This is a genomic window from Staphylococcus sp. GDY8P126P (genome assembly GCF_017891965.1).
Classification (GTDB): Bacteria; Bacillota; Bacilli; order Staphylococcales; family Staphylococcaceae; genus Staphylococcus; species Staphylococcus saprophyticus.
Window position 1 is genome coordinate 215,113 of sequence record NZ_JAESKG010000002.1, and the last position, 21,943, is coordinate 237,055.

Genomic DNA, 21,943 nt, shown 5'->3' on the forward strand with positions numbered 1-21,943 from the left:
TGATATAGCATATATCTAAAACCGAAATAAAGTTTATACGGTGTAGCTTCACTTTTTCATCATCCTCATGTTAAAGTACTTTATCACCATAATTTGCTCTACAAATTTAAATAACAGACAAGAGTATTTCTATGGCCAAAGTTCAATAATGCCAAAGTTGTGGTATGCCACTTGATAAAAAAACACCAGTTGGTACAGAAAGTGATGGTATTTTATCGAAAAAATACTGTCTTCATTGTTACCAAGATGGTGCTTTTACAATGAACCTAGATTTTGATGCAATGTACGCATATAACCTGAAAAGATTCCAATAATCCGATATGAATAAAGTTCAAAAATTCTTTTTAAACAAAATGTACACAAAAAAATTCATGGCAAAATTAGATCGTTGGCGTAAATGACACTAAGTTTATACACTATGTAATATGGCAAGCAATGTATATGATTACTTCCAACATTGAACCTGTATGTTTACACTGAAATCATATCAAAAAAACACGAGTATACACTATAGTTAAAGTATCACTTGATGCACACTTTAACCATAGGTATTACTCGTGTTTTATTATTTTATAAAAGAAAGTTAGAGATTAGAAAATCTTAACCAATACTTCCTTCCATTTCGAATTTAATTAAACGGTTCATTTCAACAGCATATTCCATTGGAAGTTCTTTCGTGAATGGTTCAATGAAGCCCATTACGATCATTTCTGTAGCTTCTTCTTCAGAAATACCACGACTCATCAAGTAGAATAATTGTTCTTCAGAAACTTTTGAAACTTTCGCTTCATGCTCTAAAGAAATATTATCATTGAATACTTCATTATAAGGAATTGTATCTGAAGTTGACTCATTATCTAAAATTAAAGTATCACATTCGATGTTTGAACGCGCACCTTTCGCTTTACGACCAAAATGAACGATACCACGATAAACAACTTTACCGCCATCTTTAGAAATAGATTTAGAGACAATCGTTGAAGAAGTATTAGGTGCTTTATGAATCATTTTAGCGCCTGCATCTTGAACTTGTCCTTTACCAGCAAATGCAATCGATAATGTGCTACCTTTAGCGCCTTCGCCCATTAGTACACAGTTTGGATATTTCATAGTTAATTTAGAACCTAAGTTACCATCAACCCATTCCATGTTACCATTTTCGTATACTAATGTACGTTTCGTTACTAAGTTATAAACATTGTTTGCCCAGTTTTGGATTGTTGTATAACGCACGTGTGCATCTTTATGAACAATAATTTCAACAACAGCTGAGTGTAATGAGCTTGTTGAGTAAACAGGGGCAGTACAACCTTCAACATAGTTCACTGAAGCACCTTCATCTGCAATGATTAAAGTACGTTCGAATTGTCCCATATTTTCTGAGTTAATACGGAAATAAGCTTGTAATGGTGTATCTAATTTAATATTTTTAGGTACGTAGATGAATGAACCACCTGACCATACAGCTGAGTTTAACGCTGAGAATTTGTTATCTGCAGCTGGCACAACCGTTGAGAAATACTGCTTAAATAACTCTTCGTTTTCTCTTAAAGCACTGTCTGTATCTTTAAAGATAATGCCTTTATCTTCAAGTTCTTTTTCCATATTATGGTAAACAACTTCTGACTCATATTGTGCTGAAACACCAGCAAGATATTTTTGCTCTGCTTCTGGAATACCAAGTTTATCAAATGTACGTTTGATTTCTTCTGGCACTTCATCCCAAGAACGTTCAGTGTTCTCTGATGGCTTAACATAGTAAGTGATATCATCAAAATCCAATTCTGATAAATCCCCACCCCATTGTGGCATAGGCATTTTATAAAATTGTTTTAATGATTTCAATCTATAATTTAGCATCCATTCTGGTTCTTCTTTCATATTTGAAATTTCACGGACAATATTTTCCGTCAAACCGCGTTCTGATCTAAAAATGGAAACATCTTCATCGTGGAAACCATATTGATAATTCCCAACATCAGGTGCTTTTTTAGCCATTTAAATCACTCCTTTTATATATTAAAAAACGACTAACGTGCTAATTGATTTGTCTGTTATTTGCATTTTTTACTTTATCTCATAGAGACTGTTATTCTATCTATACATATTCACGTTTATTTATCTTGTTGTTCTTTCCAGTTTGAATGGAATTTTACACAATGTCAACGTATCAATTCGAATGAATCTTTACTCTTCTGTATTGCCTTCCTTTTCAACTGTACCCTTTTCAAGTGCTTTCCAAGCTAATGTGGCACATTTAATTCTTGCTGGAAATTGCGCAACACCTTGTAACGCTTCAATGTCGCCCATATCTTCGCTAATTTCATATTCTTCACCAAGCATCATTTTTGAAAATTCTTGGCTCATTTTCATAGCGTCAGCCAATGTGTGACCTTTGACCGCTTCTGTCATCATAGAAGCGCTCGACATAGAAATAGAACAACCTTCACCATCAAATTTAGCATCTTTAATGAAACCATCTTCGATGTCAAACGTTAGATGAATGCGATCCCCACAAGTTGGATTGTTCATGTCTACCGTCATAGAACCATTGTCTAAAGTACCTTTATTTCTAGGACTTTTATAATGATCCATTATAACTGAACGATACAACTGATTTAAATTATTAAAATTCATATGAGAAAAACTCCTTCGTTTGTTTCAATGCTTCAACGAATTGGTCAATATCTTCTTTCGTGTTATAAATGTAAAAACTTGCACGCGCTGTAGAAGATTGATTTAACCATTTCATAAGTGGTTGTGCACAATGATGCCCTGCTCTTACTGCTACGCCTTCAGTATCTACTGCAGTCGCAACGTCATGTGCATGAACATCAACCATATTAAAAGTAATGACACCTGCACGTTTGTCTTTGGCAGGTCCATAAATTTCAATACCATCTACTTCTGACATTTTATCATAAGCGTATGCAGTTAATTCTGATTCATGTTGATGAATCGCTTCGAAGCCAATATTTTGTAAATATCTAATTGCTTCGGCCAAACCAATTGCCTGTGCAATTAATGGTGTACCAGCTTCAAATTTAGTCGGTAAATCTGCCCATGAAGCATCGTACTTACTTACAAAATCTATCATGTCACCGCCGAATTCGGTAGGCTCCATTTTATTAAGTAGCGTACGTTTACCATACAGAACACCAATACCTGTTGGCCCTAGCATTTTATGGCCACTAAAGCTATAGAAATCGACATCTAACGCTTGCATATCTAGTGCCATATGAGGCGCAGCTTGTGCACCATCAACACTGATAATTGCACCGTGTTGGTGTGCGATTTCAGTAATTGCTTTAATATCATTAATCGTACCTAAGACATTAGAAACATGTGCAATCGCAACAATTTTAGTATTATCATTGATTGTTGCCTTAACATCTTCTAACGCTAATTGCCCATCTTCAGTCATTGGTATAAATTTCAAATGTGCATTTTTACGTTTAGCTAATTGTTGCCACGGCACAATATTTGCATGATGTTCCATTTCAGTAACAACAATCTCATCACCTTCAGAAACATGTGCGTCACCATAACTATGTGCAACAATATTAATAGAAGCCGTTGTACCTCTTGTAAAAATGACTTCCTCAAAATATTTAGCATTAATGAAACGTCTGACCGTTTCACGTGCACTCTCGTAACCATCTGTTGCTAATGAACCAAGTGTGTGAACACCACGATGCACATTTGAGTTATAACGTTTGTAATAATCCGCCATAACATCAATCACTTGAACAGGCGTTTGGCTAGTGGCCGTTGTATCTAAATACGCTAATCTTTTGCCATTCACTTGTTGGTTGAGAATCGGAAAATCTTTTATAATTTCAGTAACATTTAATGTATCAGTCAAATTATTCACAGGCCTTCCTTAATTAAGAATCAATAATCAGACCTTAGTAAAGGTTCAATCATAACTTGTAAAACGTATTTAATAACCATTTACATACGTTCAAATTTTGACATCACAATTTAATTACTACTGTCCTTGACTACATTTATTTTTGTTAATTATTTGTTTACTTTAAGTTCAATTACTTCACGTAATTGGCGTTTTACATCTTCGATAGGTAATTCACGTACTACTGGATCTAAGAAGCCGTGAATAACTAAACGTTCAGCTTCTTGACGAGAAATACCACGACTCATTAAGTAATAAAGTTGTTCTGGGTCTACACGACCAACAGAAGCTGCATGTCCAGCCTCTACATCGTCTTCATCAATTAATAAGATTGGGTTAGCATCTCCTCGAGCATTTTCAGATAGCATTAATACACGAGATTCTTGGTTTGCATTTGATTTCGTACCACCATGTTTAATATAACCAATACCATTAAATACAGTTGAAGCACTTTCAAGCATAACACCGTGTTTTAAAATATAACCAATCGTTTCTTTACCATATTGAACAATTTTAGAAGTTAAATTGATTTTTTGACTTCCAGTTCCAACTACCACGGACTTCAATTCACTTTCAGAACGATCACCGATTAAGTTAGTTGTATTATCAATAATTTGACTACCTTCATTCATTAGACCTAAAGCCCAATTAATCTTCGCATCAGCATCTGCTGTACCACGACGAATGATATGACCCGTAAAGCCTTTATCTAAATAATCAACTGATCCGTAAGTGATTTTTGAGTTAGCACCAGCAATTACTTCTGAAATAGTGTTTAGTTGATTGCCTTCACCGTCTGCATTTGACAAATAGTTTTCTACGTATGTTACTTCTGCACTTTCTTCAGCAGCAATAATAACATGATTGTAAAAACTTGCTTGGTTGTCATCATGTAACACAACATATTGAATAGGGTGCTCCACGACAACGTTTTTAGGTACGTAAACAAACATACCACCGTTTAATAACGCTGTGTGTAACGCAGTCAATCTATGCTCATCTACAACTACTGCTTCTTTCATGAAATATTGTTTCACTAAATCTGGGTGATTTACTAACGCATCTGCTAAGCCTTCTACAATGACACCGTCATTTTTTGCAGAGTCAGAAACTTTAGAAAAAGCAAGTGTATTATTATGTTGGATAATTAAATTTTCTGAGTTCTCAATATCAATAATCTCTTTAACAGCTTCTGGCAATGCTTCTAATGATTGATATACATCGCCTGTCGTTTCATGTTGTTTAAATGAGTCAAAATCCCATCTATTAATTTTTGTTTTATCTGGTTTTGGCATTTCTAAAGTTTCAGTTAATTTCAACGCTTCTTTACGTAATTCTGTTAACCAAGCTGGCTCATTATGGGCTTGTGAATACTCAACAAGTTGCGCTTCAGAAATGTTCAAAGTTTCAGTCGTCATACTATTTTCCTCCCATTTGATGATTATATGATTTAATTCATCGGCTTAAATCAAGACCTTAAATCTTCATCTAAATTAATATATTTAATATGAGTTGAGACTTATTCTGCAGCACCGAACTCTTCTTTAACCCATTCATAACCTTCTTCTTCAAGGCGTTTCGCTAATTCAGGACCGCCTGAAGTAACTACTTTACCACCATACATTACATGAACGTGATCAGGTGTGATGTAGTTTAATAGACGTTGATAGTGCGTAATGATTAATGAACCGAACTCTTTACCACGCATTTGGTTGATACCTTTAGAAACAACTTTTAGCGCATCGATATCTAAACCAGAGTCAATTTCATCTAAAATAGCAAATTTAGGTTCTAACATCATTAATTGTAAAATCTCATTACGTTTTTTCTCTCCGCCTGAGAAACCTTCATTTAAATAACGTTGAGCCATATCTTGATCTATATCTAAATAGTCCATTTCTTTATCAAGTTTCTTAATGAATTGCATTAAGTTAATTTCTTCGCCTTCTTCACGCTTTGCATTAATTGCTGAACGCATGAAATCTGCATTAGTTACACCAGTGATTTCTGATGGATATTGCATTGCTAAGAAAAGACCTGCTTTCGCACGTTCGTCAACTTCTAATTCTAAGATGTTGACGCCATCTAAGATAACTTCCCCTTGAGTTACTTCAAAGCTAGGGTGTCCCATGATTGCAGATGATAATGTTGATTTACCCGTACCATTTGGCCCCATAATTGCGTGTATTTCACCAGTGTTAATTGTTAAGTTAACACCTTTTAAGATTTCTTTATCTTCTATAGACACATGTAGGTCTTTAATTTCTAATGTTGATGGCATACATATTCCCTCCGTATTATATGATATGTTTTCCTATCTAGTTTATAATAATTTTAATCTACAGTCAAAAGACTGAGCCCTTGTTACATCATCTCATTATAACGTAGTTATAGGTGAATATAAACCTTTTCAAGTGCTAAATTAAAATCGTTATTAAAACACAATCATTTTCGATAATAATAGTAAGTATTTCTTAACTGATAAAAAACGATATCATGTTCTCAATGGTAATTTTCCGCAATATAATCAAAAATATATTTTTTACATCCTTTTTATTTTACGTGTTTCATTATTGTAATAGGCCATATTATGCTATTATCATTAATACATTTTATTTAAGAAAGGAATTGAATATGTCAAAAATCAAATGGTCAAATCTTTGGAAAGGTTTTGCGATGGGAACGACAGATCTCGTACCTGGTGTTAGTGGCGGTACAATCGCGCTCTTACTGGGTATATACGATGATTTTATACGTTCTATCAGTGGTCTTTTTTCAAAACGTTTTTGGGAAAGTTTAAAGTTTTTACTGCCTATCGGTATCGGCATGGTAGTTGCAATCGGTTTACTTAGTAAACTAATCAACTATTTACTTAATACGCATACTGTTCCAACAATGTTCTTTTTTGTAGGTTTAATTGGTGGTATCATCCCCTATTTATTGAAAACTTCTCGTTTTAAACACACTTTTACAACACCGCATTATTTATTATTAGTTGTAGGCATTATCATCATAGTAATGATGACTGTGATGAATAGTGGTGATAAGCATGCGGGAGAAACACTATCACTTTCAACAGGACTTATATTAAAATATTTTATTGCTGGCGCATGTGCTTCTAGTGCAATGTTATTACCAGGCATTTCAGGTTCATTTATGTTACTCGTATTCGGTGTTTACGGTACAATCATGTATGCTATTTCTGAATTTGTTTCACTTAACTTTGCAGCTTTACCTATTTTAATTACTGTCGGTTGTGGCGTATTATTCGGATTCTTGTGTTCTAGTAAATTAATCCAATATTTATTGTCTTATTATACTTATTTAACATACGCATTAATCATAGGATTTGTAATCGGTTCACTATATGCTGTATTCCCCGGTTTACCAAGTACAATAATGATTTGGATTATATCAATCGTTACACTGTTATTAGGTTTTGTGATCAGTTATAGATTAGGTAGGGTGACCGCCGATTAACCGTTTCAACCTAAATTATAATCATGCTTCAAAAAATCACTCAGTGTAATACGTTACACTAGCCATGAATTCTTAATTTTTATATAATAGAATATCAATCGGTATAGATTGAATAACAAATCAATGGAGGAATTAATTAATTTTTGGGAACCCTTATTAGTTTAATCACATTTATAGTATTACTTGCATTAACTGCATTCTTTGTTGCGACAGAATTCGCAATCGTCAAAGTACGTTCATCTCGTATCAATTCACTTGCTAGTGGAAATAATAAAAATGCGATTGCCGCTAAAAAAGTCGTAACGCATTTAGATGAATACCTAGCTGCTTGTCAATTAGGTATCACAATTACCGCTCTAGGAATAGGTATGGTCGGTGAATCCACTTTCGAATTTTTATTACATCCCTTATTTAGTAGTATTGGACTTTCTGAAACAATGATCCATATATTCACCTTAATCAGTGCTTTTGTTATTGCGACTTACTTACACGTTGTTGTTGGAGAAATGGCACCTAAGACCATTGCAATTCAAAAAGCTGAACAAATCACATTAATCATTGCCAAACCAATCATTATGTTTTACAAAATATTTTATCCATTTATATATATCCTTAACGGTTCGGCGCGTTTAATTTTAAAAATGTTCGGCATGCAACCTGCTAAAGAAAGTGAATTGTATCATTCAGAAGAAGAGTTAAAGCTATTAATTAAAGAAAGTCACGAAGGTGGAGAGATCTCTGAAAACGAATTAACTCATATTAATCGTGCCTTCGCTTTTGATGAAATGAAAATAAAAGACGGTTATCTACCTTTAGAAAAAGTTTCTGTTATCGATATAAATAGCGATATAAATGAAACAAAATCTTATGTAAACAATGCAAACTATACTAGATTTCCGGTAATCAAAGATAATCCAACGAACATTGTTGGCTACATTCATTCAAAAGATTTATTAAATGACAGTGTCACTTCAGTTCAGGAAATCACACACGATATCCTTAAAATTAAATTGACTACAAAATATCATCAGGTACTTGAACAAATGAAATCGCAACAAATTCATATCGCCCTTGTTGAAGATGAAAATCAACAAGCTATAGGTATCATTACAATGGAAAACATTTTAGAAAATATCGTCGGCGATATTAAAGATGAACACGATTAACATAAAATAATAAAACATAGGCGCAATAGGCACATATCATAAGACGTGACCTATTGCGCTTTTTTGTAAATTTAATTCTATATGACAAAATAACTTATGCAGAGGAGCGATCAATATTCAATACATTAAACATTTGCCTGGAAAATGGAAGATTATTGCGTCAACGTTTAATATGTGGACTTCTGGCAAAAAAGCAAATCCTTCTATCTCTTATTCAATAATAGAAAAGGAACCATTAATATTGCTAGACAAAGTACAGTATCAAACAAAATACAAAACAAAATCTATCTTAGGTTATGATAAATTAAAGGACGATCAATTTACTTGGACAGGCAAAGGATTGTTACGATGTTTCTCTAGCAAGTGGCGTATTATTTATTTAGATTCCGATATACTTATTATTCAATTTTCTTCCACTTTAGTAACAAAAGCGGGTATGGACATGCTAATCAAAGAAGAAGATGCAGGCAAATTATATAAAAAACGATTAAAGCATCAACCGAACTCATTTAATTTAAGTAAAGACATTATACAAAGTTTCCAATGGTTAATTTGATTTAAAAATTGAAAAACTAAAGTGTTTTTAATTGGTATTTAAATTTTAGGAATTAATGAACATTACAGAGCAAAATTTAATATTAGTTTCCAAACATCAAATTTTTTGAAAGACATTAAAATTAAATTTAGCGATTCATTTGAACTTTTCTGTATCGCAAATACAACAAACTATAGCGCGTTTAGTAATAATAATGAAAAACAAACGTATAGTAACTATACTTCTTTTACATGTGTAACGTAAAAAATAACTATCACTCGTCTTTTACTTTGTAGTTTTAGTTTTAAATAATGCCGTTTCACAATATTCCAAACATAAAAACAACCCTCTAACTATTTGAGTTAAAGGGTTTGTTAATATATTCAATATTATTTTGCTGGTACAACTGCACCATCGTAATGATCGTTGATGTAATCTTTAATTTCTTTAGATTGTAATACATCCATTAAAGCTTTGATTTTTTTATCGTTTTTATGTCCATCTTTAACTGCAATTAGGTTTGCATATGGATTATCTTTCGCTTTTTCTAAGACAATAGAATCATCTTTAGGGCTTAATTTTTGATCAATAGCAAAGTTAGAGTTAATGATGACGGCATCCGCATCTTCATTTTGATAAATTTTTGGTAAATATTCTGCTGATTGTTTGTTGTTAAATTTGATATCTTTTTTATTTTCTACAATATCATCAAATTTAGCATCTTCAATTTTAACACCTTTTTTAATTTTAATAAGTCCAGCGTCTTGGAAGAATTTTAAGAAACGACCTTCTTCAGCAGGATTATTTGAAACATAGACAGTAGCACCTTTAGGTAAATCTTTTAAACTTTTATATTTTTTAGAATATACGGCCATAGGTTCTAAATGAACATTACCTGCAGATTCAATCTTATAGCCTTTATCTTTTTTCTCAGTGTTTAAGTAAGGTGTATGTTGGAAGAAATTTGCGTCAATTTCTCCTTTATCTAATAATTTATTAGGTGTTGTATAATCATTGATTGTTTTAATCTTTAAATCATAACCTTTATCTTTTAATAACGGTTTTGCTTTTTCAAGAATTTCAGCGTGTGGCGCTGGTGAAGCACCAACAGTAATCGTCTTATCTTTACCGCCACCACCGTTACCACATGCTGCTAGAACAAGTGCAAGCACAACGACCGAAGCTAAACTTAATAACTTTTTCATATAAAAATCTCCCCTTTATGAATTTATCTTTTATCAATTTTATTTGTTGCCCAATCACCAATAAATTGAATAATGAACACAATAATAAGTATTAAAATAGTTGAAACAAATATGACATCATTTTGATTACGTGTGAATCCTGTTAAATAAGCTAAGTTACCTAAACCACCTGCACCGATGACACCTGCAACTGCTGTAGAACCAACTAATGCGATGGCTGTCACTGTGATGCCAGATACTAATGCTGGCATTGCTTCTGGTAAAAGTACTTTTCTCACTACAGTCCAAGTACTCGCTCCCATTGACCAAGCCGCTTCGATTACACCTTTATCAATTTCTTTAAATGCGATTTCCACTAATCTTGCATAGAATGGTGCTGCACTGATGATTAATGCTGGCAATGCACCTGTAGGACCACTGATTGTGCCTAATACTAAACTTGTAAATGGAATTAACAATAAGATTAAAATGATAAACGGAATCGCTCTGAATAAATTCACAATGAATGAAACAATGCTATAAAATACTCTAGCGACTGGCGACTTACTTTTAGCTGATAAAAAGAGCAAGACACCTAAAATAATTCCTAAAACAAATGCAAATATTGTTGCTATTACCGTCATATAGATGGTTTCATATGTTGCAACCCAAACTTCTTCCCAGCTTACGTTTGGCATTGTAAACATTTCTCGGAGGATATCGCTTAATGAATTACCCATGTCTAACCACCTCCACAGATACATGTTGTGCCTCTAAATCATTCTTGAATTTTTCAAATTTTTCTGAATTTGCAACGGCAAATTGTATGATTAAAAATCCGATAGAACCGTCTTTTGTATGTTTAATATTAGCTTCCAAAATATTGACATCTAAATTGTGTGTCTTCGTTATGTATGACACTAATGGTTCCGTTGCGTTGTTCCCAGTAAAATTCAAACGCACAACGTAATCATTTTCATTAAGTGACACGAGTTCACTAATTGATTCGTCGAAGTCATCATTTAAGTCATCCTTCACAAAGCGTTTTGTCACATCGTGTTGTGGATTTTCGAATACACTTGAAACTTTGCCTTGTTCTATCACTTTACCATTTTCCATTACTGCAACTTCATCGCAAATACGTCTAATGACATGCATTTCATGTGTAATAATAACGATGGTTAAGTTTCTTTCTTCTTTTATTTTCAATAATAGTTCTAATATTTCATCTGTTGTCTGTGGATCTAATGCACTTGTCGCTTCATCACATAATAATACAGATGGTTCGTTAGCTAATGCTCTCGCAATACCCACACGTTGTTTTTGCCCACCTGATAATTCTGAAGGATAAGCATCTTCTCTCCCTTTCAATCCGACCAATTCCACTAACTCAAGCGCACGTTGCTTGGCTTCTTGTCGTGAAATCCCTGCGATTTCTAATGGGAATGTAATATTGTTTAATACAGTACGTGACCATAATAAATTGAAATGTTGAAAAATCATACTCACTTTTTGACGTTTTTTTCTTAAGTCCGATTTTGATAGCTTACCTATAGTGTCACCATCTATAATAACGTCTCCTGATGTTGGTTGCTCAAGATGATTTAAAAGTCTTATTAATGTACTTTTCCCCGCACCTGAAAAACCAACAACACCAAAAATTGAGCCTGATTGAATACTTAAATCAACATGATCTACAGCAAGTACGTCCTGTTTTTTCGTTTTGTACCTTTTGACTATTTGATTTAACTCAATCATTCTGTTGCCTCCTCGTATTGCTTTGTTTCAATTAAATAAAAAATGCTTTCCCTATGTTCATTGAAGAATAGAGAAAGCAACGTTTGCTTCTCTCATCTTCTAAAGTTTCTATGAACTTTATGTGAATTGGCACCATTTCTGTTACAGACGGTTGCCGGGCTTCAAAGGGCACATCCCTCCACCTCTCGTGATAAGAGTTTCGTTATTTAATTATTTTTAATCCTACCATCGCACTAATGATTCGTCAATAATTATTTTAAATTTTCTAACAAATTAGGGACGGATTGAAATGCGTAAATTCTTTTTTGCTCTTCACCTTTTGACATCAACATCAACACAGGTACAGATTGTATTTCATGTTCCTGACTAAAATCTGGATGAAAATTCAAATCGATTTTAGTAATTGGTAATTTTAATATTTCATTAGCAATGTCTAACATTCTTTCAGAAACTTTACAGGTACCACATGTCGGTGTGTATCCAAATATAAGATATTTTTCCTGATTTATATGTTCATCTATATTGACGCGTTGTTGATTTGTTAACTTCATGTTAATAAACTTACCCTTTCAGCTATATAATCCAATTTCGCTTTAGCTACTTTTTCTTCATCCTTTACCGTAAACCCATGCTTTTCAAGCACTCTGGATAAATATCGTTTAGGACAACGTGCAACCTCACAATATTGTTTATCTATTCTTATATGTCTACTTTCACTTAAATATCGTTTAAACCATTTTCGAATTTTTTCACCTTCATCATCGGCATCGACAAGTATATACACTTGTTTATCGTATAATGTATCAATCATTTCATCAATTTTATCGACACCCATCGTACCATTAGTACAAATAATATCGATTGGTTGATCGATTACTTGTTTTACCCGCTTTTTGTCTGACTTTCCTTCTACAATAATTACTTGGTTTAGTATCGCCATGACATCCACCCTCTAAATGTTGATAGTAAATTTCTCTATTTAGTTCTTCACAATACTGAGTGACCATAAACATCCTTTACAGTTTTCTAATTTCATCTTATTATGGCAATCCATTTTTGTCAGCTAAATACACTTACCTACAACAAATGACTACGTCTGCATTTACAAAGTCTTAACAATTTTTTGATTAGTCTCATTTGAATATAGATAAAAAAAGGTAAAATAAAAACTCCAAGATAGTTATATCATGGAGTTCTATGTAATATTATTCACCAATCATTTCAGAATATTGTTCTGCTGACATTAATTCATCTAATTGACTTTCGTCACTTAATTCAACTTTTACCATCCAAGCTTTTTCGTAAGGTGATTCATTTACGAATTCTGGACTGTCTTCTAGTTCTTCATTAGATTCTAAAACTTTACCTGATACTGGCGCATAAAGTTCTGAAACTGTTTTTACGGACTCAACACTACCAAACGTGTCGCCTTCATTAATTTCATCATCAACTTCTGGTAATTCAACGAATACGATATCGCCAAGTTCACCTTGTGCATATTCAGTGATACCAATTGTTACTGTATTACCTTCAACTTTTACCCACTCATGTTCTTTAGAATATTTTAATTCACTCGGTACTGCCACGAGAATCCCCTCCTAAATGTTTTTACATATTAATGATGCCATATGAATAGCATACAATCAACTATTTAATGGCATCTTTAAATTATTATAATGTTTTCGAAAAACACCGGTAAAGCGTTTTCATTATTTTGTCAAAATAATAGTCCAACGTAATTTAATCGCCTTTATTATTTTATGACAACCAAGTTGCTTTATATTCGTCTTCTTTAAATCCAACAGTTACTTTGTCACCTGAAATCGCTAGCGGTCTTTTAACCAACATGCCATTGGCAGATAATAAATCTAACTTTTCATCATCTGTTAAATCTTTAAGTTTATCTTTTAAACCTAATTCACGATATTTAGCGCCATGCGTATTGAACAATTTATTAATATCGATATCAGTTACTTCTAGTATTTCTTTAAACTCATTTTTAGTTGGTGTATGCTGTACGATATCTATGGGTTCAAAACTCACACCGTAATCTTGTAAAAATTTAGCTGCTTTTTTACAAGTTGTACAATTAGGATACTGGTAAAATTTTATCATGATTCTGTACCTCCTATAACTAGTTATCACTAATATATCAAATTTGTTACAAAAACGCTCTAATTAATAAGCTGATTTTTTTTATAACATACAATCGTCCGTTATAATGGTATTACTAATATCAAAAAAAGGAGCAAAATCAATGAAACCTATTAACACAAATGATGCATTTAAAGAAACAATTCAAAGCGATAATCCAGTGATTGTAAAATTCGAAGCTGGTTGGTGCCCTGATTGTAAAGCAATGGATATGTGGATTGATCCAATTCAAGAAAAATACAATGATTATGGTTGGTTCACTGTTAACCGTGATGAATTAGAAGATGTTGCAGCAGAAAATGACGTTATGGGCATCCCTAGTTTACTCGTATTCAAAAATGGTGAAAAATTAGCACACCTACATTCTGCTAATGCGAAATCACCAGATCAAGTTGAATCATTTTTAGAAGAAACGTTTAAATAATCACTTAATTTTTAAACAATAAAAGGAAGCTGAAACATCTTTAGTTATGTTTCAGCTTCCTTTTTAATATGATGCAATGCATCACAGTACTTATAGCAATTAAAATTTTTCTATTATTTCATTAAAGTGACGCTCTCTATGAGGTAACTCGTCTTCTAAATCTGTTAAATATAACAACCCCACTAATTTTTCATCATCTTTAACCCCAAAGAGTTCTCTAATTTCTGGTGTAAAAATATATGCAGGTGATTTCCAACATGTACCTATACCTGCTTCGTGTAATAAGAGCATTAAATTTTGAGCAAATGCACCAAAAGCCATATGATTTTCCAAGTTTTCTTTTTGTCTAGGATCTTCTTTGACAATTAAAGCAAGCATACCACCTAAATGTGTGGCTACTTCATAATGGTTTTGCTGTTTTTTCTGTAAATTAGGAAATGCTATTTCTGATAATTGTTTACTCATATCTCCTAATCTATCTTTTGCAATATGAACTACTCTCCAAGGTTCTCTTAGACCATGGTTAGGCGCATCTGTAGCCTGTTTGATTGCTTTGTATAAAGCGTCGTCATCTATAGTCATATCTCTTTTAAAAATTTTAACACTTCTACGATTCGCAATTGCTTCTTGTAGTTCCATTATATATCGCCCTTTCGTCAATGATAACTATTTTCAATTATAAGACAGGTACAATATATTTTCAAATTACTCGTACATACTAAGTTGCTTTTTTAACGTGGAAACATGTATTTGTCCCGGCGCTTTGGGTGTGTCTAAACAGCCATATGAAATCGACCCTCCAAATACACCCTGTGCTGTTCTTGATATTAAACCAATCTTAGACATGGCAATGCCCACTACATGTTGCGAAACAACATCTGCAGTATCAGACATTGCATTCAATAGGTTTAGTACATCCTGTTTACCATGAGGCATCACAGCAACTTTTATATAATCCGAATCAAGCTGCTGCATTTTATAAAATAAATGCTTTAACGCTTCAAGCTTTGGTGTTTCCTTAAAATTATGGTGAGACAGTACGACTTGAACTTGATTTTTATGAGCTAGTTCAATCAGTTCTTGTAAAATATTGAATGATCTAGTTTGATCAAATTCTATATCTAACATATCTATATTTTGGCAATTAGCAATTTTCCTTAGAATTTGTATATAGTCATCCTCCCCAAAATCACCTAAACCACCTTGATTTGAAGTTCGATACGTCACTAATAGCTTTTTATTTAGTTTTAAACTTTGAAGATCTTCAACAACTTTTTCGATAGCAATTTCGTTTAGATTTGTCCATTGATCGATTCGTAATTCAATAATATCAATTGAATCTTGAAACTGTATTAAATCATCTATCGTTGATTGTGAGAGTTCTTGTTCTGGTGCAATGGTTACAGCAACTTTTACTTCAGTCATTTAAAAACGCCCTCTTTTTAATAATATTTATAATTGTATAACAACTTCGAAAAAAATTACAAATAATCCTTAAATTATATTTTCTTGATATCTTAGAATGATTTAAATTTTATTTGTTGGGTAAAGAATAAATATGAAAATTTTAGGAGGTAATAAGTATGGCAGTAAATTATGAAACAAAAGCGACAAATACAGGTGGACGTAATGGACACGTTCAAACTGATGATAAAGCAATTGATGTAGCGATTGTACCACCAGCTCAAGCCGATGCTGAAAAAGGTACGAACCCAGAGCAATTGTTCGCAGCAGGTTACGCTTCATGCTTTAATGGTGCTTTCGATTTAATCTTAAAACAAAATAAAGTAAGAGGCGCTGAGCCAGAAGTTACTTTGACTGTTCGTTTAGAAGATGATCCAGAAGCAGAGAGCCCTAAATTAAGTGTTTCTATTAATGTAAAAGTTAAAAACGTATTATCTCAAGAAGAAGCAGAGAAATATTTACAAGATGCGCATGAGTTTTGTCCTTATTCAAAAGCGACACGTGGTAATATAGAAGTTGACTTAAATGTAGCAGTTGTAGATTAATATTAATATGTAATTCCCCCGAAATTCTAAATTGAATTTCGGGGGTTTTCTTTGCTATTCAGTTCTTGTTGCTTGTTCTTGAAGTCTCATGTTTTAAATACTTTTAATTGTCTTTATATTGGTTATACAGACATACAATTAATATTGAAAAAGAAATAAGAATAAGCACGATTAAAGAAACTATGATTGTTACTAAAGCCCCCATAATTTATGCCTCCGCTTTCATTTATATAACTCACCATATTATAGCATAATTATCCTATTTAATTTCGTTACTTAAAAATTATATTAAGGAATGGTTTAAACTTTATAAAAATATATTTTTTTATAACTTGAATTCTAAATTTATACATATCTTTACAAAAAATTAAATATAGTATTGCTCAAATAAATTTTTTCCTTTAGTATTATATATAAATCGCTTAACTACAGTACTTATACTTAATAATTTAGTTTTCTGGATAAGGAGGGAATAAATGACTCATATTCGTTATTTAACAATTGAAGATCTTCCTATATATCACGCGCTTTTACTACAAGGTATTGATAAGAAACTTGAGGTTATGGCATGGAAACTGCAAAATAAAAAATGTCTTGAAGAGGCAAATATTTCTAGAATCCTATCACCGGAGACTACGGACTACAATATTATCGGTGCATTTGATGGTGAGGAATTAATTGGTGCTGTCACATTAATTCATACAAATCGATATAGTATAGCGCATAAAGCTACATTGGAAAACATGTGTGTAAAAGGTGAAAATCACAACGCACGAGCATCTATATCAAACTTGTTAATGCGTAAAGTCTTCGAAATATGTGATGAAAAACAAATTGAGATTTTAATGACTTCCCTTGTTTCAAATAATATTAGTGGCAAAGTATTTTTCAGCAATCTCAATTTTGAGACACTGGTTTTGGAACAACACGCTAGAAAATATGAAGACTATTACGTAGATGAACATTGGCTCATTTACTACTTTAACAAGCAAGATATCGAGTTATTCGAATAAATCATACCGTTGATACCTATTAATTAAAATACGCCATATATTGGTGAATAAAGCGTTTGTATTAATGATTGACTGTGTTTCATTTAACATGAATATATCATTCTACCTCTTAATATTTTAAAATAACTTGCAATCCTACGCATAAGCAAATATTATTTTTAAGTAAGTACAAAACAGTTTTAATTTTTTTAAATTGATATCATTTTAAAATACAAGAGAGGACTGAATAATTTGAAATATGCTACAACCATATTGTCACTATTCTTGTCGTTAATTACGTTAGCAACACCTTTACTTGCAATTGGAAAAGTTTTAGAAGGTAACCTACCTATTTTAACAGGTGGCTTATTTATCTTAGGTGTCTTATTAATTAACATTTACGCTTGTCTACATGGCGATCGTATTGCGAACATTTTTGCAATGTGCGTATCTATTTTTTCATTTATTTTATTAAGTTATCCAATATGGACAGCTTATATTTCTGGATTTATAGCTTAATCTCTTACATATCAATTCAATATAATATTTAAACCTCTATAATTCTAAAGTTATTTAGTTAATTATAGAGGCTTTTTTATTTTCAAATTATATGCCCTATTAATTAATATAAAGTTTTTTCATATTTTAATTTTACAAATCTTCTGAAAGCGCTATAATATAAAAAATAGGGGGGATTACAAATGAATTTAGCTATATTAGGTTTTATCATGATTATTATATTCATGGTATTAATTATGACACGTAAAATGTCAGCCTTAACTGCGTTAATTGTTATACCAACAATTTTTGCATTGATTGGTGGTTTTTATGCAGGTCTCGGTAAATTTATGCTAGATGGTATTGAAACCGTTGCACCAACAGGAATTATGCTTACTTTCGCAATACTCTATTTTGGTGTGATGATTGACGCGGGATTATTCGAACCTGTCATTAATCAAATTATAAAAGTCGTTAAAGGGGACCCAGTTAAAATCACTTTTGGTACTGTTATCTTAGCATCAATGGTAGCATTAGATGGCGATGGGACAACGACTTTCATTATCACTGTTACTGCAATGATGCCACTTTATAAAAAAATCGGCATGAGTTTATATACACTATCGACGCTGGCACTACTATCCATAGGTGTTATGAATATGTTACCTTGGGGTGGCCCGACGGCACGAGCAATTTCTTCACTGCAAGTCACTACTGAAGAAGTATTCGTACCAATTATTCCTGCTATGATTGCCGGAATTGTTTTTGCTTTTGGCGTTGCATACATATTAGGTAAACGTGCCAAAAAACATATCACATCTTATACAGATATTGACTTAGATGATATTAAACCTACAGATACAAAAGAAGAATCATTACTTAAAAGACCTAAAATGCTTATACCAAATGCCTTGCTTACCATTTCGTTGATCATATGTTTGGTCATTAGTATCATGCCTATTCCAGTTATGTTTATGCTTTGGTTTGGCGTTGCAATTTTACTCAATTATCCAAATCTCAGTATTCAAAATTCAGTTGTAAAAAAACACGCTGGCGATGTACTATCCGTTATTAGTTTAGTATTTGCCTCTGGTATCTTTACTGGTGTAATGAATGGTACTAAGATGGTCAATGAAATGGCTAACGCCTTGGTACACATTATTCCTGATGCAATGGGCAACCATTTTGCTTTAATCACTGCGATACTTAGTGGCCCATTCACCTACTTTATGGCAAATGATCCATTTTATTATGGTGTATTACCAATACTTGCTGAATCAGCGCAACAATTTGGTATCTCTAAAGTTGACATGGCAAGAGCTTCGGTATTAGGACAACCGCTTCATGTATTAAGTCCACTATATGCTGCAGGTTACTTACTTGTCGGTATGTTAGATATTGAATACGGACAAAACCAAAGAATCGTCATAAAATGGGCTATTGGTTCCAGTTTATTTATGATTATTGTAGCCTGTATCCTCGGTATTATACCTTGGTAAAGCATACACAGTAGCAAAAAAATAGATTTTAAATACCTACGACTATTATGATAGCGTAGGTTAGGATATAGACAAATCTACCACATTAATTTGTGGAAGATTTGTCTATTTTTTATATTTATTCATATATGTAGATCGTGCAGGACATATTTTTCCTATTGCATTGGCAGTCATTTGACCCAATTTCCATGGAAACAGCGCTAGCCGAAATCTACAAACTAAGACAGTGATTGCGTAAAGAGTGCGTAAAAACTGCCAACAAAGCCAAGACTTTGCCGACAGTTTGAATTACAACTATTAAGATGTCGAAATTTTTCGGGTCATTTTTTTATAATAAGTTCACAAAATGAGTTATATTTAAGCTTATATTTCTTTAAACCGCAACAGCACTATTCTATAAAATACTTTCAAATTTATATATGCTTTATGAATGATTCAAAAAATGACATAATAATAATTTATTTTTTGAATATCGTTTCATTTTCATCATACATGGGTAAAAGTTAACGTCGGATTTACAATATTAAGGAGTGTTTTTATGAATCAACTTAATGAATGTAATTACGTTAATCCATCTAAAGTTTCACTTGATTGGGAATGCTTTGTTGTAAGTAAAAGTGATATGGAACTAGATGGTTTACCTAAGGAACTCATTAACTCATGGATGGCTCAAAATATAATTGAACCTTTCTCGATCAGAAATAACGAAATAAATTTTAAAACTCAAGACATTAGAGACGCTTTGAGAAAACAAAATTGGTATTACGATAAGTAAACTTCTTTTTAATTATCTAAGTTCAATATTATTAAGGTATAAACTCAATGCTCTTTTTGCGGATGCTAATACTTCGTGATCAAAATAATGACTATAAAAATACGAGTTTAACTTAATAGAACTTGTTTCATATCTAGGGAAATTTTTATCTCTCATGATATTATGTGCAAGTTGCCCTAACGGTGTATCGTCTTCAATAAAACCAATTACAAAATCATAAAATGTCATAAGCGTTACCTCGACCATCTTTATTTTATTCGTTACACTGTTAATCTTTTTCAAATCTTTATTTAATCATAACAAATAATAACTATTTGTCTATTACGATACATTTTAAAATTTAAAAGTTTTTTAATTGTTTACTGTCGCCACAAGATTTAATTAAGAATTGTAAATTTTATAAAGTTTTTTTAATTATATGTTAATCTCTAACAATATATTTTAAAGCTGAGTGAAATATGCGTATCAGCCCACTTTTTATTGTCATATATTAATATATTAACAAAACAAACCCTACGCATTCATATGCGTAGGGTTTACTTGTATCCAAAAACTAAATTTCATTTCGTTTTACTCAGCCTAAATTGTATTGGTTTTAGACTAAGACATTACCGTTTTGATCTGCTGGTTTGAATAATGTTAAAATTGCGCCAATAATCGCTAAAATTTGTGGAATCCCTGTCCAACAAAATACTAGGAAAAGAATACCCATACCTGTTTTTCTTGCGTAAAATTTGTGAATACCAAAACTACCCAAGAAAACGGCTAAAACAATGTAAATTACTTTATTTACTTCATTCATCGTTCTATCTCCTATCTTCATTATATTACTCATATTATACATTAATCAGCTACTTAATTTAAAGTATATTACTTTTCACTATATCGTAACTCAAAGAATCTTTTTTCTAATCTCAAAATTTCTGTATAATTATCTGGCATGATTTCTGCACTTAATTCTATTAACTTATCTAAGATAAAATCCATTAATCTGGCATTATCTTTTGAATGTTCAAAATGTATTTTCACTTGTTCAATCATTGTATTTTCTACTAAAAGTAAAAGTGCACGTCCATATGCTTTATCTACCTTTCCTCTTTGAAAAGCAGGTTCTAAATAATTCAGAATTTCATCTACCTTTTCAAACTCACTAAAGCCAGTCTTAATATGTTCGTTTAGCTTATTTGCAATATCCTTAATTCGTTCATCTTCTTGATTATTATCAGGCATTAATGAATTTCTTACCTCAACTTTTTGTTGTACAATTTCAGATTCAACTTTTTCGAATGATTCTTGATATTCATCAATATTTTTGGATTGTAGTGATTCGATGCTTTGTTTCAATTGTTTTAAATTATTATCTTCCATTGAATTCGATATCCCCCTATAAAAGCTTGTCACAGTTTTAAATTACCTATTTTCCCTTTTTTCAAACTTCACTATAATTTGTATTATTGCTGCTTACACTTAAATATAAAACAGTAATTTCAATATTTCCCTATTGCTGTTTGTTAATTAGTGATAAAATGATAAGGCTATGAGATATAACAAAACTT

26 protein-coding genes, 1 pseudogene and 1 riboswitch are annotated in these 21,943 nt (G+C 32.2%); of the genes and pseudogenes, 10 read left to right on the forward strand and 17 right to left on the reverse strand.

Annotated elements, in window-relative coordinates; translation table 11 throughout:
• Nucleotides 1-161: 161 nt before the first annotated feature.
• A pseudogene (locus KA893_RS03495) lies at nucleotides 162-314 on the forward strand (zinc ribbon domain-containing protein); the annotation flags it as partial.
• Between the two features lie 286 nt (nucleotides 315-600).
• Here the strand turns inward: KA893_RS03495 and sufB are convergent.
• The 5 genes from sufB to sufC form a co-directional block, all read right to left on the reverse strand.
• Nucleotides 601-1,998, reverse strand: a complete 1,398-nt coding sequence (gene sufB / locus KA893_RS03500; protein WP_002483834.1) for a Fe-S cluster assembly protein SufB — start codon at nucleotides 1,996-1,998, stop codon at nucleotides 601-603.
• A 189-nt stretch (nucleotides 1,999-2,187) separates the two neighbouring features.
• Entirely contained in the window at nucleotides 2,188-2,637 is a 450-nt protein-coding gene (gene sufU, locus KA893_RS03505; RefSeq protein WP_011303539.1) for a Fe-S cluster assembly sulfur transfer protein SufU, read from the reverse strand.
• The gene (locus KA893_RS03510; RefSeq protein WP_037538939.1) at nucleotides 2,627-3,865 is read right to left on the reverse strand and encodes a cysteine desulfurase; all 1,239 of its coding nucleotides are present in this window, start codon (nucleotides 3,863-3,865) and stop codon (nucleotides 2,627-2,629) included. Before KA893_RS03510 ends, sufU begins: the two co-directional genes overlap by 11 nt.
• Before the next feature lie 158 nt (nucleotides 3,866-4,023).
• On the reverse strand, nucleotides 4,024-5,331 hold the full coding sequence (gene sufD / locus KA893_RS03515; protein ID WP_194375896.1) for a Fe-S cluster assembly protein SufD: 1,308 nt from the start codon (nucleotides 5,329-5,331) through the stop codon (nucleotides 4,024-4,026).
• 101 nt (nucleotides 5,332-5,432) lie between these two features.
• On the reverse strand, nucleotides 5,433-6,194 hold the full coding sequence (gene sufC, locus KA893_RS03520; RefSeq protein WP_002483838.1) for a Fe-S cluster assembly ATPase SufC: 762 nt from the start codon (nucleotides 6,192-6,194) through the stop codon (nucleotides 5,433-5,435).
• Between the two features lie 353 nt (nucleotides 6,195-6,547).
• Between sufC and popT the strand changes: the two genes are divergently transcribed.
• The 3 genes from popT to KA893_RS03535 all read left to right on the forward strand — a co-directional run bounded on the left by popT (nucleotide 6,548) and on the right by KA893_RS03535 (nucleotide 9,115).
• Nucleotides 6,548-7,393 (forward strand): polyprenyl-phosphate transporter PopT, encoded by an 846-nt coding sequence (gene popT, locus KA893_RS03525; RefSeq protein WP_037538904.1) that lies wholly within the window; start codon nucleotides 6,548-6,550, stop codon nucleotides 7,391-7,393.
• 143 nt (nucleotides 7,394-7,536) lie between these two features.
• On the forward strand, nucleotides 7,537-8,559 hold the full coding sequence (locus tag KA893_RS03530; RefSeq protein WP_002483840.1) for a hemolysin family protein: 1,023 nt from the start codon (nucleotides 7,537-7,539) through the stop codon (nucleotides 8,557-8,559).
• A 133-nt stretch (nucleotides 8,560-8,692) separates the two neighbouring features.
• A complete protein-coding gene (locus tag KA893_RS03535; protein ID WP_052463669.1) occupies nucleotides 8,693-9,115 on the forward strand; it encodes a hypothetical protein in 423 nt (140 codons plus the stop codon).
• 368 nt (nucleotides 9,116-9,483) lie between these two features.
• On the opposite strand, the gene KA893_RS03540 is transcribed toward KA893_RS03535, so the two are convergent.
• The 7 genes from KA893_RS03540 to KA893_RS03570 form a co-directional block, all read right to left on the reverse strand.
• A complete protein-coding gene (locus tag KA893_RS03540) occupies nucleotides 9,484-10,299 on the reverse strand; it encodes a MetQ/NlpA family ABC transporter substrate-binding protein (RefSeq protein ID WP_002483842.1) in 816 nt (271 codons plus the stop codon).
• Nucleotides 10,300-10,322: 23 nt separating this feature from the next.
• Nucleotides 10,323-11,018, reverse strand: coding sequence for a methionine ABC transporter permease (locus KA893_RS03545; protein WP_037538908.1), 696 nt, complete (start codon nucleotides 11,016-11,018; stop codon nucleotides 10,323-10,325).
• Nucleotides 11,011-12,036: a methionine ABC transporter ATP-binding protein gene (locus KA893_RS03550; protein ID WP_041079624.1), complete on the reverse strand. Its 1,026-nt coding sequence runs from the start codon at nucleotides 12,034-12,036 to the stop codon at nucleotides 11,011-11,013. The genes KA893_RS03545 and KA893_RS03550 overlap by 8 nt, the downstream gene beginning before the upstream one ends.
• 89 nt (nucleotides 12,037-12,125) lie before the next feature.
• Nucleotides 12,126-12,233, reverse strand: a riboswitch (SAM riboswitch).
• Between the two features lie 54 nt (nucleotides 12,234-12,287).
• Nucleotides 12,288-12,587, reverse strand: coding sequence for a thioredoxin family protein (locus KA893_RS03555; protein ID WP_037538911.1), 300 nt, complete (start codon nucleotides 12,585-12,587; stop codon nucleotides 12,288-12,290).
• Nucleotides 12,584-12,976, reverse strand: coding sequence for a toprim domain-containing protein (locus KA893_RS03560; RefSeq protein WP_011303546.1), 393 nt, complete (start codon nucleotides 12,974-12,976; stop codon nucleotides 12,584-12,586). The genes KA893_RS03555 and KA893_RS03560 overlap by 4 nt, the downstream gene beginning before the upstream one ends.
• A 265-nt stretch (nucleotides 12,977-13,241) precedes the next feature.
• A complete protein-coding gene (gene gcvH, locus KA893_RS03565; RefSeq protein ID WP_002483847.1) occupies nucleotides 13,242-13,622 on the reverse strand; it encodes a glycine cleavage system protein GcvH in 381 nt (126 codons plus the stop codon).
• A 172-nt stretch (nucleotides 13,623-13,794) separates the two neighbouring features.
• Nucleotides 13,795-14,151 carry an arsenate reductase family protein gene (locus KA893_RS03570; protein WP_011303548.1) on the reverse strand — a complete coding sequence of 119 codons (357 nt, stop codon included), beginning with the start codon at nucleotides 14,149-14,151 and terminating at the stop codon, nucleotides 13,795-13,797.
• 142 nt (nucleotides 14,152-14,293) lie between these two features.
• On the opposite strand from KA893_RS03570, the gene KA893_RS03575 reads away from it, so the two are divergent.
• Entirely contained in the window at nucleotides 14,294-14,614 is a 321-nt protein-coding gene (locus KA893_RS03575) for a thioredoxin family protein (protein ID WP_011303549.1), read from the forward strand.
• A 99-nt stretch (nucleotides 14,615-14,713) separates the two neighbouring features.
• On the opposite strand, the gene KA893_RS03580 is transcribed toward KA893_RS03575, so the two are convergent.
• Both KA893_RS03580 and aroD read right to left on the reverse strand, forming a co-directional pair.
• Nucleotides 14,714-15,253: a nitroreductase family protein gene (locus tag KA893_RS03580; RefSeq protein ID WP_002483850.1), complete on the reverse strand. Its 540-nt coding sequence runs from the start codon at nucleotides 15,251-15,253 to the stop codon at nucleotides 14,714-14,716.
• A 66-nt stretch (nucleotides 15,254-15,319) separates the two neighbouring features.
• On the reverse strand, nucleotides 15,320-16,039 hold the full coding sequence (gene aroD / locus KA893_RS03585) for a type I 3-dehydroquinate dehydratase (RefSeq protein ID WP_194375895.1): 720 nt from the start codon (nucleotides 16,037-16,039) through the stop codon (nucleotides 15,320-15,322).
• A gap of 158 nt (nucleotides 16,040-16,197) precedes the next feature.
• On the opposite strand from aroD, the gene KA893_RS03590 reads away from it, so the two are divergent.
• From KA893_RS03590 to KA893_RS03610, 5 genes are all read left to right on the forward strand, one after another.
• A complete protein-coding gene (locus KA893_RS03590; protein WP_210125587.1) occupies nucleotides 16,198-16,623 on the forward strand; it encodes an organic hydroperoxide resistance protein in 426 nt (141 codons plus the stop codon).
• A 476-nt stretch (nucleotides 16,624-17,099) separates the two neighbouring features.
• Nucleotides 17,100-17,636: a GNAT family N-acetyltransferase gene (locus KA893_RS03595; RefSeq protein ID WP_002483853.1), complete on the forward strand. Its 537-nt coding sequence runs from the start codon at nucleotides 17,100-17,102 to the stop codon at nucleotides 17,634-17,636.
• Between the two features lie 231 nt (nucleotides 17,637-17,867).
• The gene (locus KA893_RS03600; RefSeq protein ID WP_069825759.1) at nucleotides 17,868-18,134 is read left to right on the forward strand and encodes a hypothetical protein; all 267 of its coding nucleotides are present in this window, start codon (nucleotides 17,868-17,870) and stop codon (nucleotides 18,132-18,134) included.
• Between the two features lie 182 nt (nucleotides 18,135-18,316).
• A complete protein-coding gene (locus tag KA893_RS03605; protein ID WP_041079632.1) occupies nucleotides 18,317-19,612 on the forward strand; it encodes a CitMHS family transporter in 1,296 nt (431 codons plus the stop codon).
• Between the two features lie 538 nt (nucleotides 19,613-20,150).
• Nucleotides 20,151-20,387: a hypothetical protein gene (locus tag KA893_RS03610; protein WP_011303554.1), complete on the forward strand. Its 237-nt coding sequence runs from the start codon at nucleotides 20,151-20,153 to the stop codon at nucleotides 20,385-20,387.
• A gap of 12 nt (nucleotides 20,388-20,399) precedes the next feature.
• On the opposite strand, the gene KA893_RS03615 is transcribed toward KA893_RS03610, so the two are convergent.
• From KA893_RS03615 to KA893_RS03625, 3 genes are all read right to left on the reverse strand, one after another.
• Nucleotides 20,400-20,615, reverse strand: a complete 216-nt coding sequence (locus KA893_RS03615; RefSeq protein ID WP_037538918.1) for a YozE family protein — start codon at nucleotides 20,613-20,615, stop codon at nucleotides 20,400-20,402.
• Nucleotides 20,616-20,982: 367 nt separating this feature from the next.
• Nucleotides 20,983-21,189 (reverse strand): TM2 domain-containing protein, encoded by a 207-nt coding sequence (locus KA893_RS03620; protein ID WP_002483856.1) that lies wholly within the window; start codon nucleotides 21,187-21,189, stop codon nucleotides 20,983-20,985.
• A 68-nt stretch (nucleotides 21,190-21,257) separates the two neighbouring features.
• The gene (locus KA893_RS03625) at nucleotides 21,258-21,755 is read right to left on the reverse strand and encodes a hypothetical protein (RefSeq protein WP_069825758.1); all 498 of its coding nucleotides are present in this window, start codon (nucleotides 21,753-21,755) and stop codon (nucleotides 21,258-21,260) included.
• Nucleotides 21,756-21,943: the final 188 nt, after the last annotated feature.

Excerpts from the sequence above, each read along its gene's own strand:
- sufB (WP_002483834.1), bottom strand. The coding sequence starts at position 1,998 with ATGGCTAAAAAAGCACCTGATGTTGGGAATTATCAATATGGTTTCCAC.
- sufU (WP_011303539.1), bottom strand. The coding sequence starts at position 2,637 with ATGAATTTTAATAATTTAAATCAGTTGTATCGTTCAGTTATAATGGAT.
- sufD (WP_194375896.1), bottom strand. The coding sequence starts at position 5,331 with ATGACGACTGAAACTTTGAACATTTCTGAAGCGCAACTTGTTGAGTAT.
- sufC (WP_002483838.1), bottom strand. The coding sequence starts at position 6,194 with ATGCCATCAACATTAGAAATTAAAGACCTACATGTGTCTATAGAAGAT.
- popT (WP_037538904.1), top strand. The coding sequence starts at position 6,548 with ATGTCAAAAATCAAATGGTCAAATCTTTGGAAAGGTTTTGCGATGGGA.
- KA893_RS03540 (WP_002483842.1), bottom strand. The coding sequence starts at position 10,299 with ATGAAAAAGTTATTAAGTTTAGCTTCGGTCGTTGTGCTTGCACTTGTT.
- KA893_RS03545 (WP_037538908.1), bottom strand. The coding sequence starts at position 11,018 with ATGGGTAATTCATTAAGCGATATCCTCCGAGAAATGTTTACAATGCCA.
- KA893_RS03550 (WP_041079624.1), bottom strand. The coding sequence starts at position 12,036 with ATGATTGAGTTAAATCAAATAGTCAAAAGGTACAAAACGAAAAAACAG.
- KA893_RS03555 (WP_037538911.1), bottom strand. The coding sequence starts at position 12,587 with ATGAAGTTAACAAATCAACAACGCGTCAATATAGATGAACATATAAAT.
- KA893_RS03560 (WP_011303546.1), bottom strand. The coding sequence starts at position 12,976 with ATGGCGATACTAAACCAAGTAATTATTGTAGAAGGAAAGTCAGACAAA.
- KA893_RS03570 (WP_011303548.1), bottom strand. The coding sequence starts at position 14,151 with ATGATAAAATTTTACCAGTATCCTAATTGTACAACTTGTAAAAAAGCA.
- KA893_RS03575 (WP_011303549.1), top strand. The coding sequence starts at position 14,294 with ATGAAACCTATTAACACAAATGATGCATTTAAAGAAACAATTCAAAGC.
- KA893_RS03580 (WP_002483850.1), bottom strand. The coding sequence starts at position 15,253 with ATGGAACTACAAGAAGCAATTGCGAATCGTAGAAGTGTTAAAATTTTT.
- aroD (WP_194375895.1), bottom strand. The coding sequence starts at position 16,039 with ATGACTGAAGTAAAAGTTGCTGTAACCATTGCACCAGAACAAGAACTC.
- KA893_RS03590 (WP_210125587.1), top strand. The coding sequence starts at position 16,198 with ATGGCAGTAAATTATGAAACAAAAGCGACAAATACAGGTGGACGTAAT.
- KA893_RS03595 (WP_002483853.1), top strand. The coding sequence starts at position 17,100 with ATGACTCATATTCGTTATTTAACAATTGAAGATCTTCCTATATATCAC.
- KA893_RS03605 (WP_041079632.1), top strand. The coding sequence starts at position 18,317 with ATGAATTTAGCTATATTAGGTTTTATCATGATTATTATATTCATGGTA.
- KA893_RS03610 (WP_011303554.1), top strand. The coding sequence starts at position 20,151 with ATGAATCAACTTAATGAATGTAATTACGTTAATCCATCTAAAGTTTCA.
- KA893_RS03615 (WP_037538918.1), bottom strand. The coding sequence starts at position 20,615 with ATGACATTTTATGATTTTGTAATTGGTTTTATTGAAGACGATACACCG.
- KA893_RS03620 (WP_002483856.1), bottom strand. The coding sequence starts at position 21,189 with ATGAATGAAGTAAATAAAGTAATTTACATTGTTTTAGCCGTTTTCTTG.
- KA893_RS03625 (WP_069825758.1), bottom strand. The coding sequence starts at position 21,755 with ATGGAAGATAATAATTTAAAACAATTGAAACAAAGCATCGAATCACTA.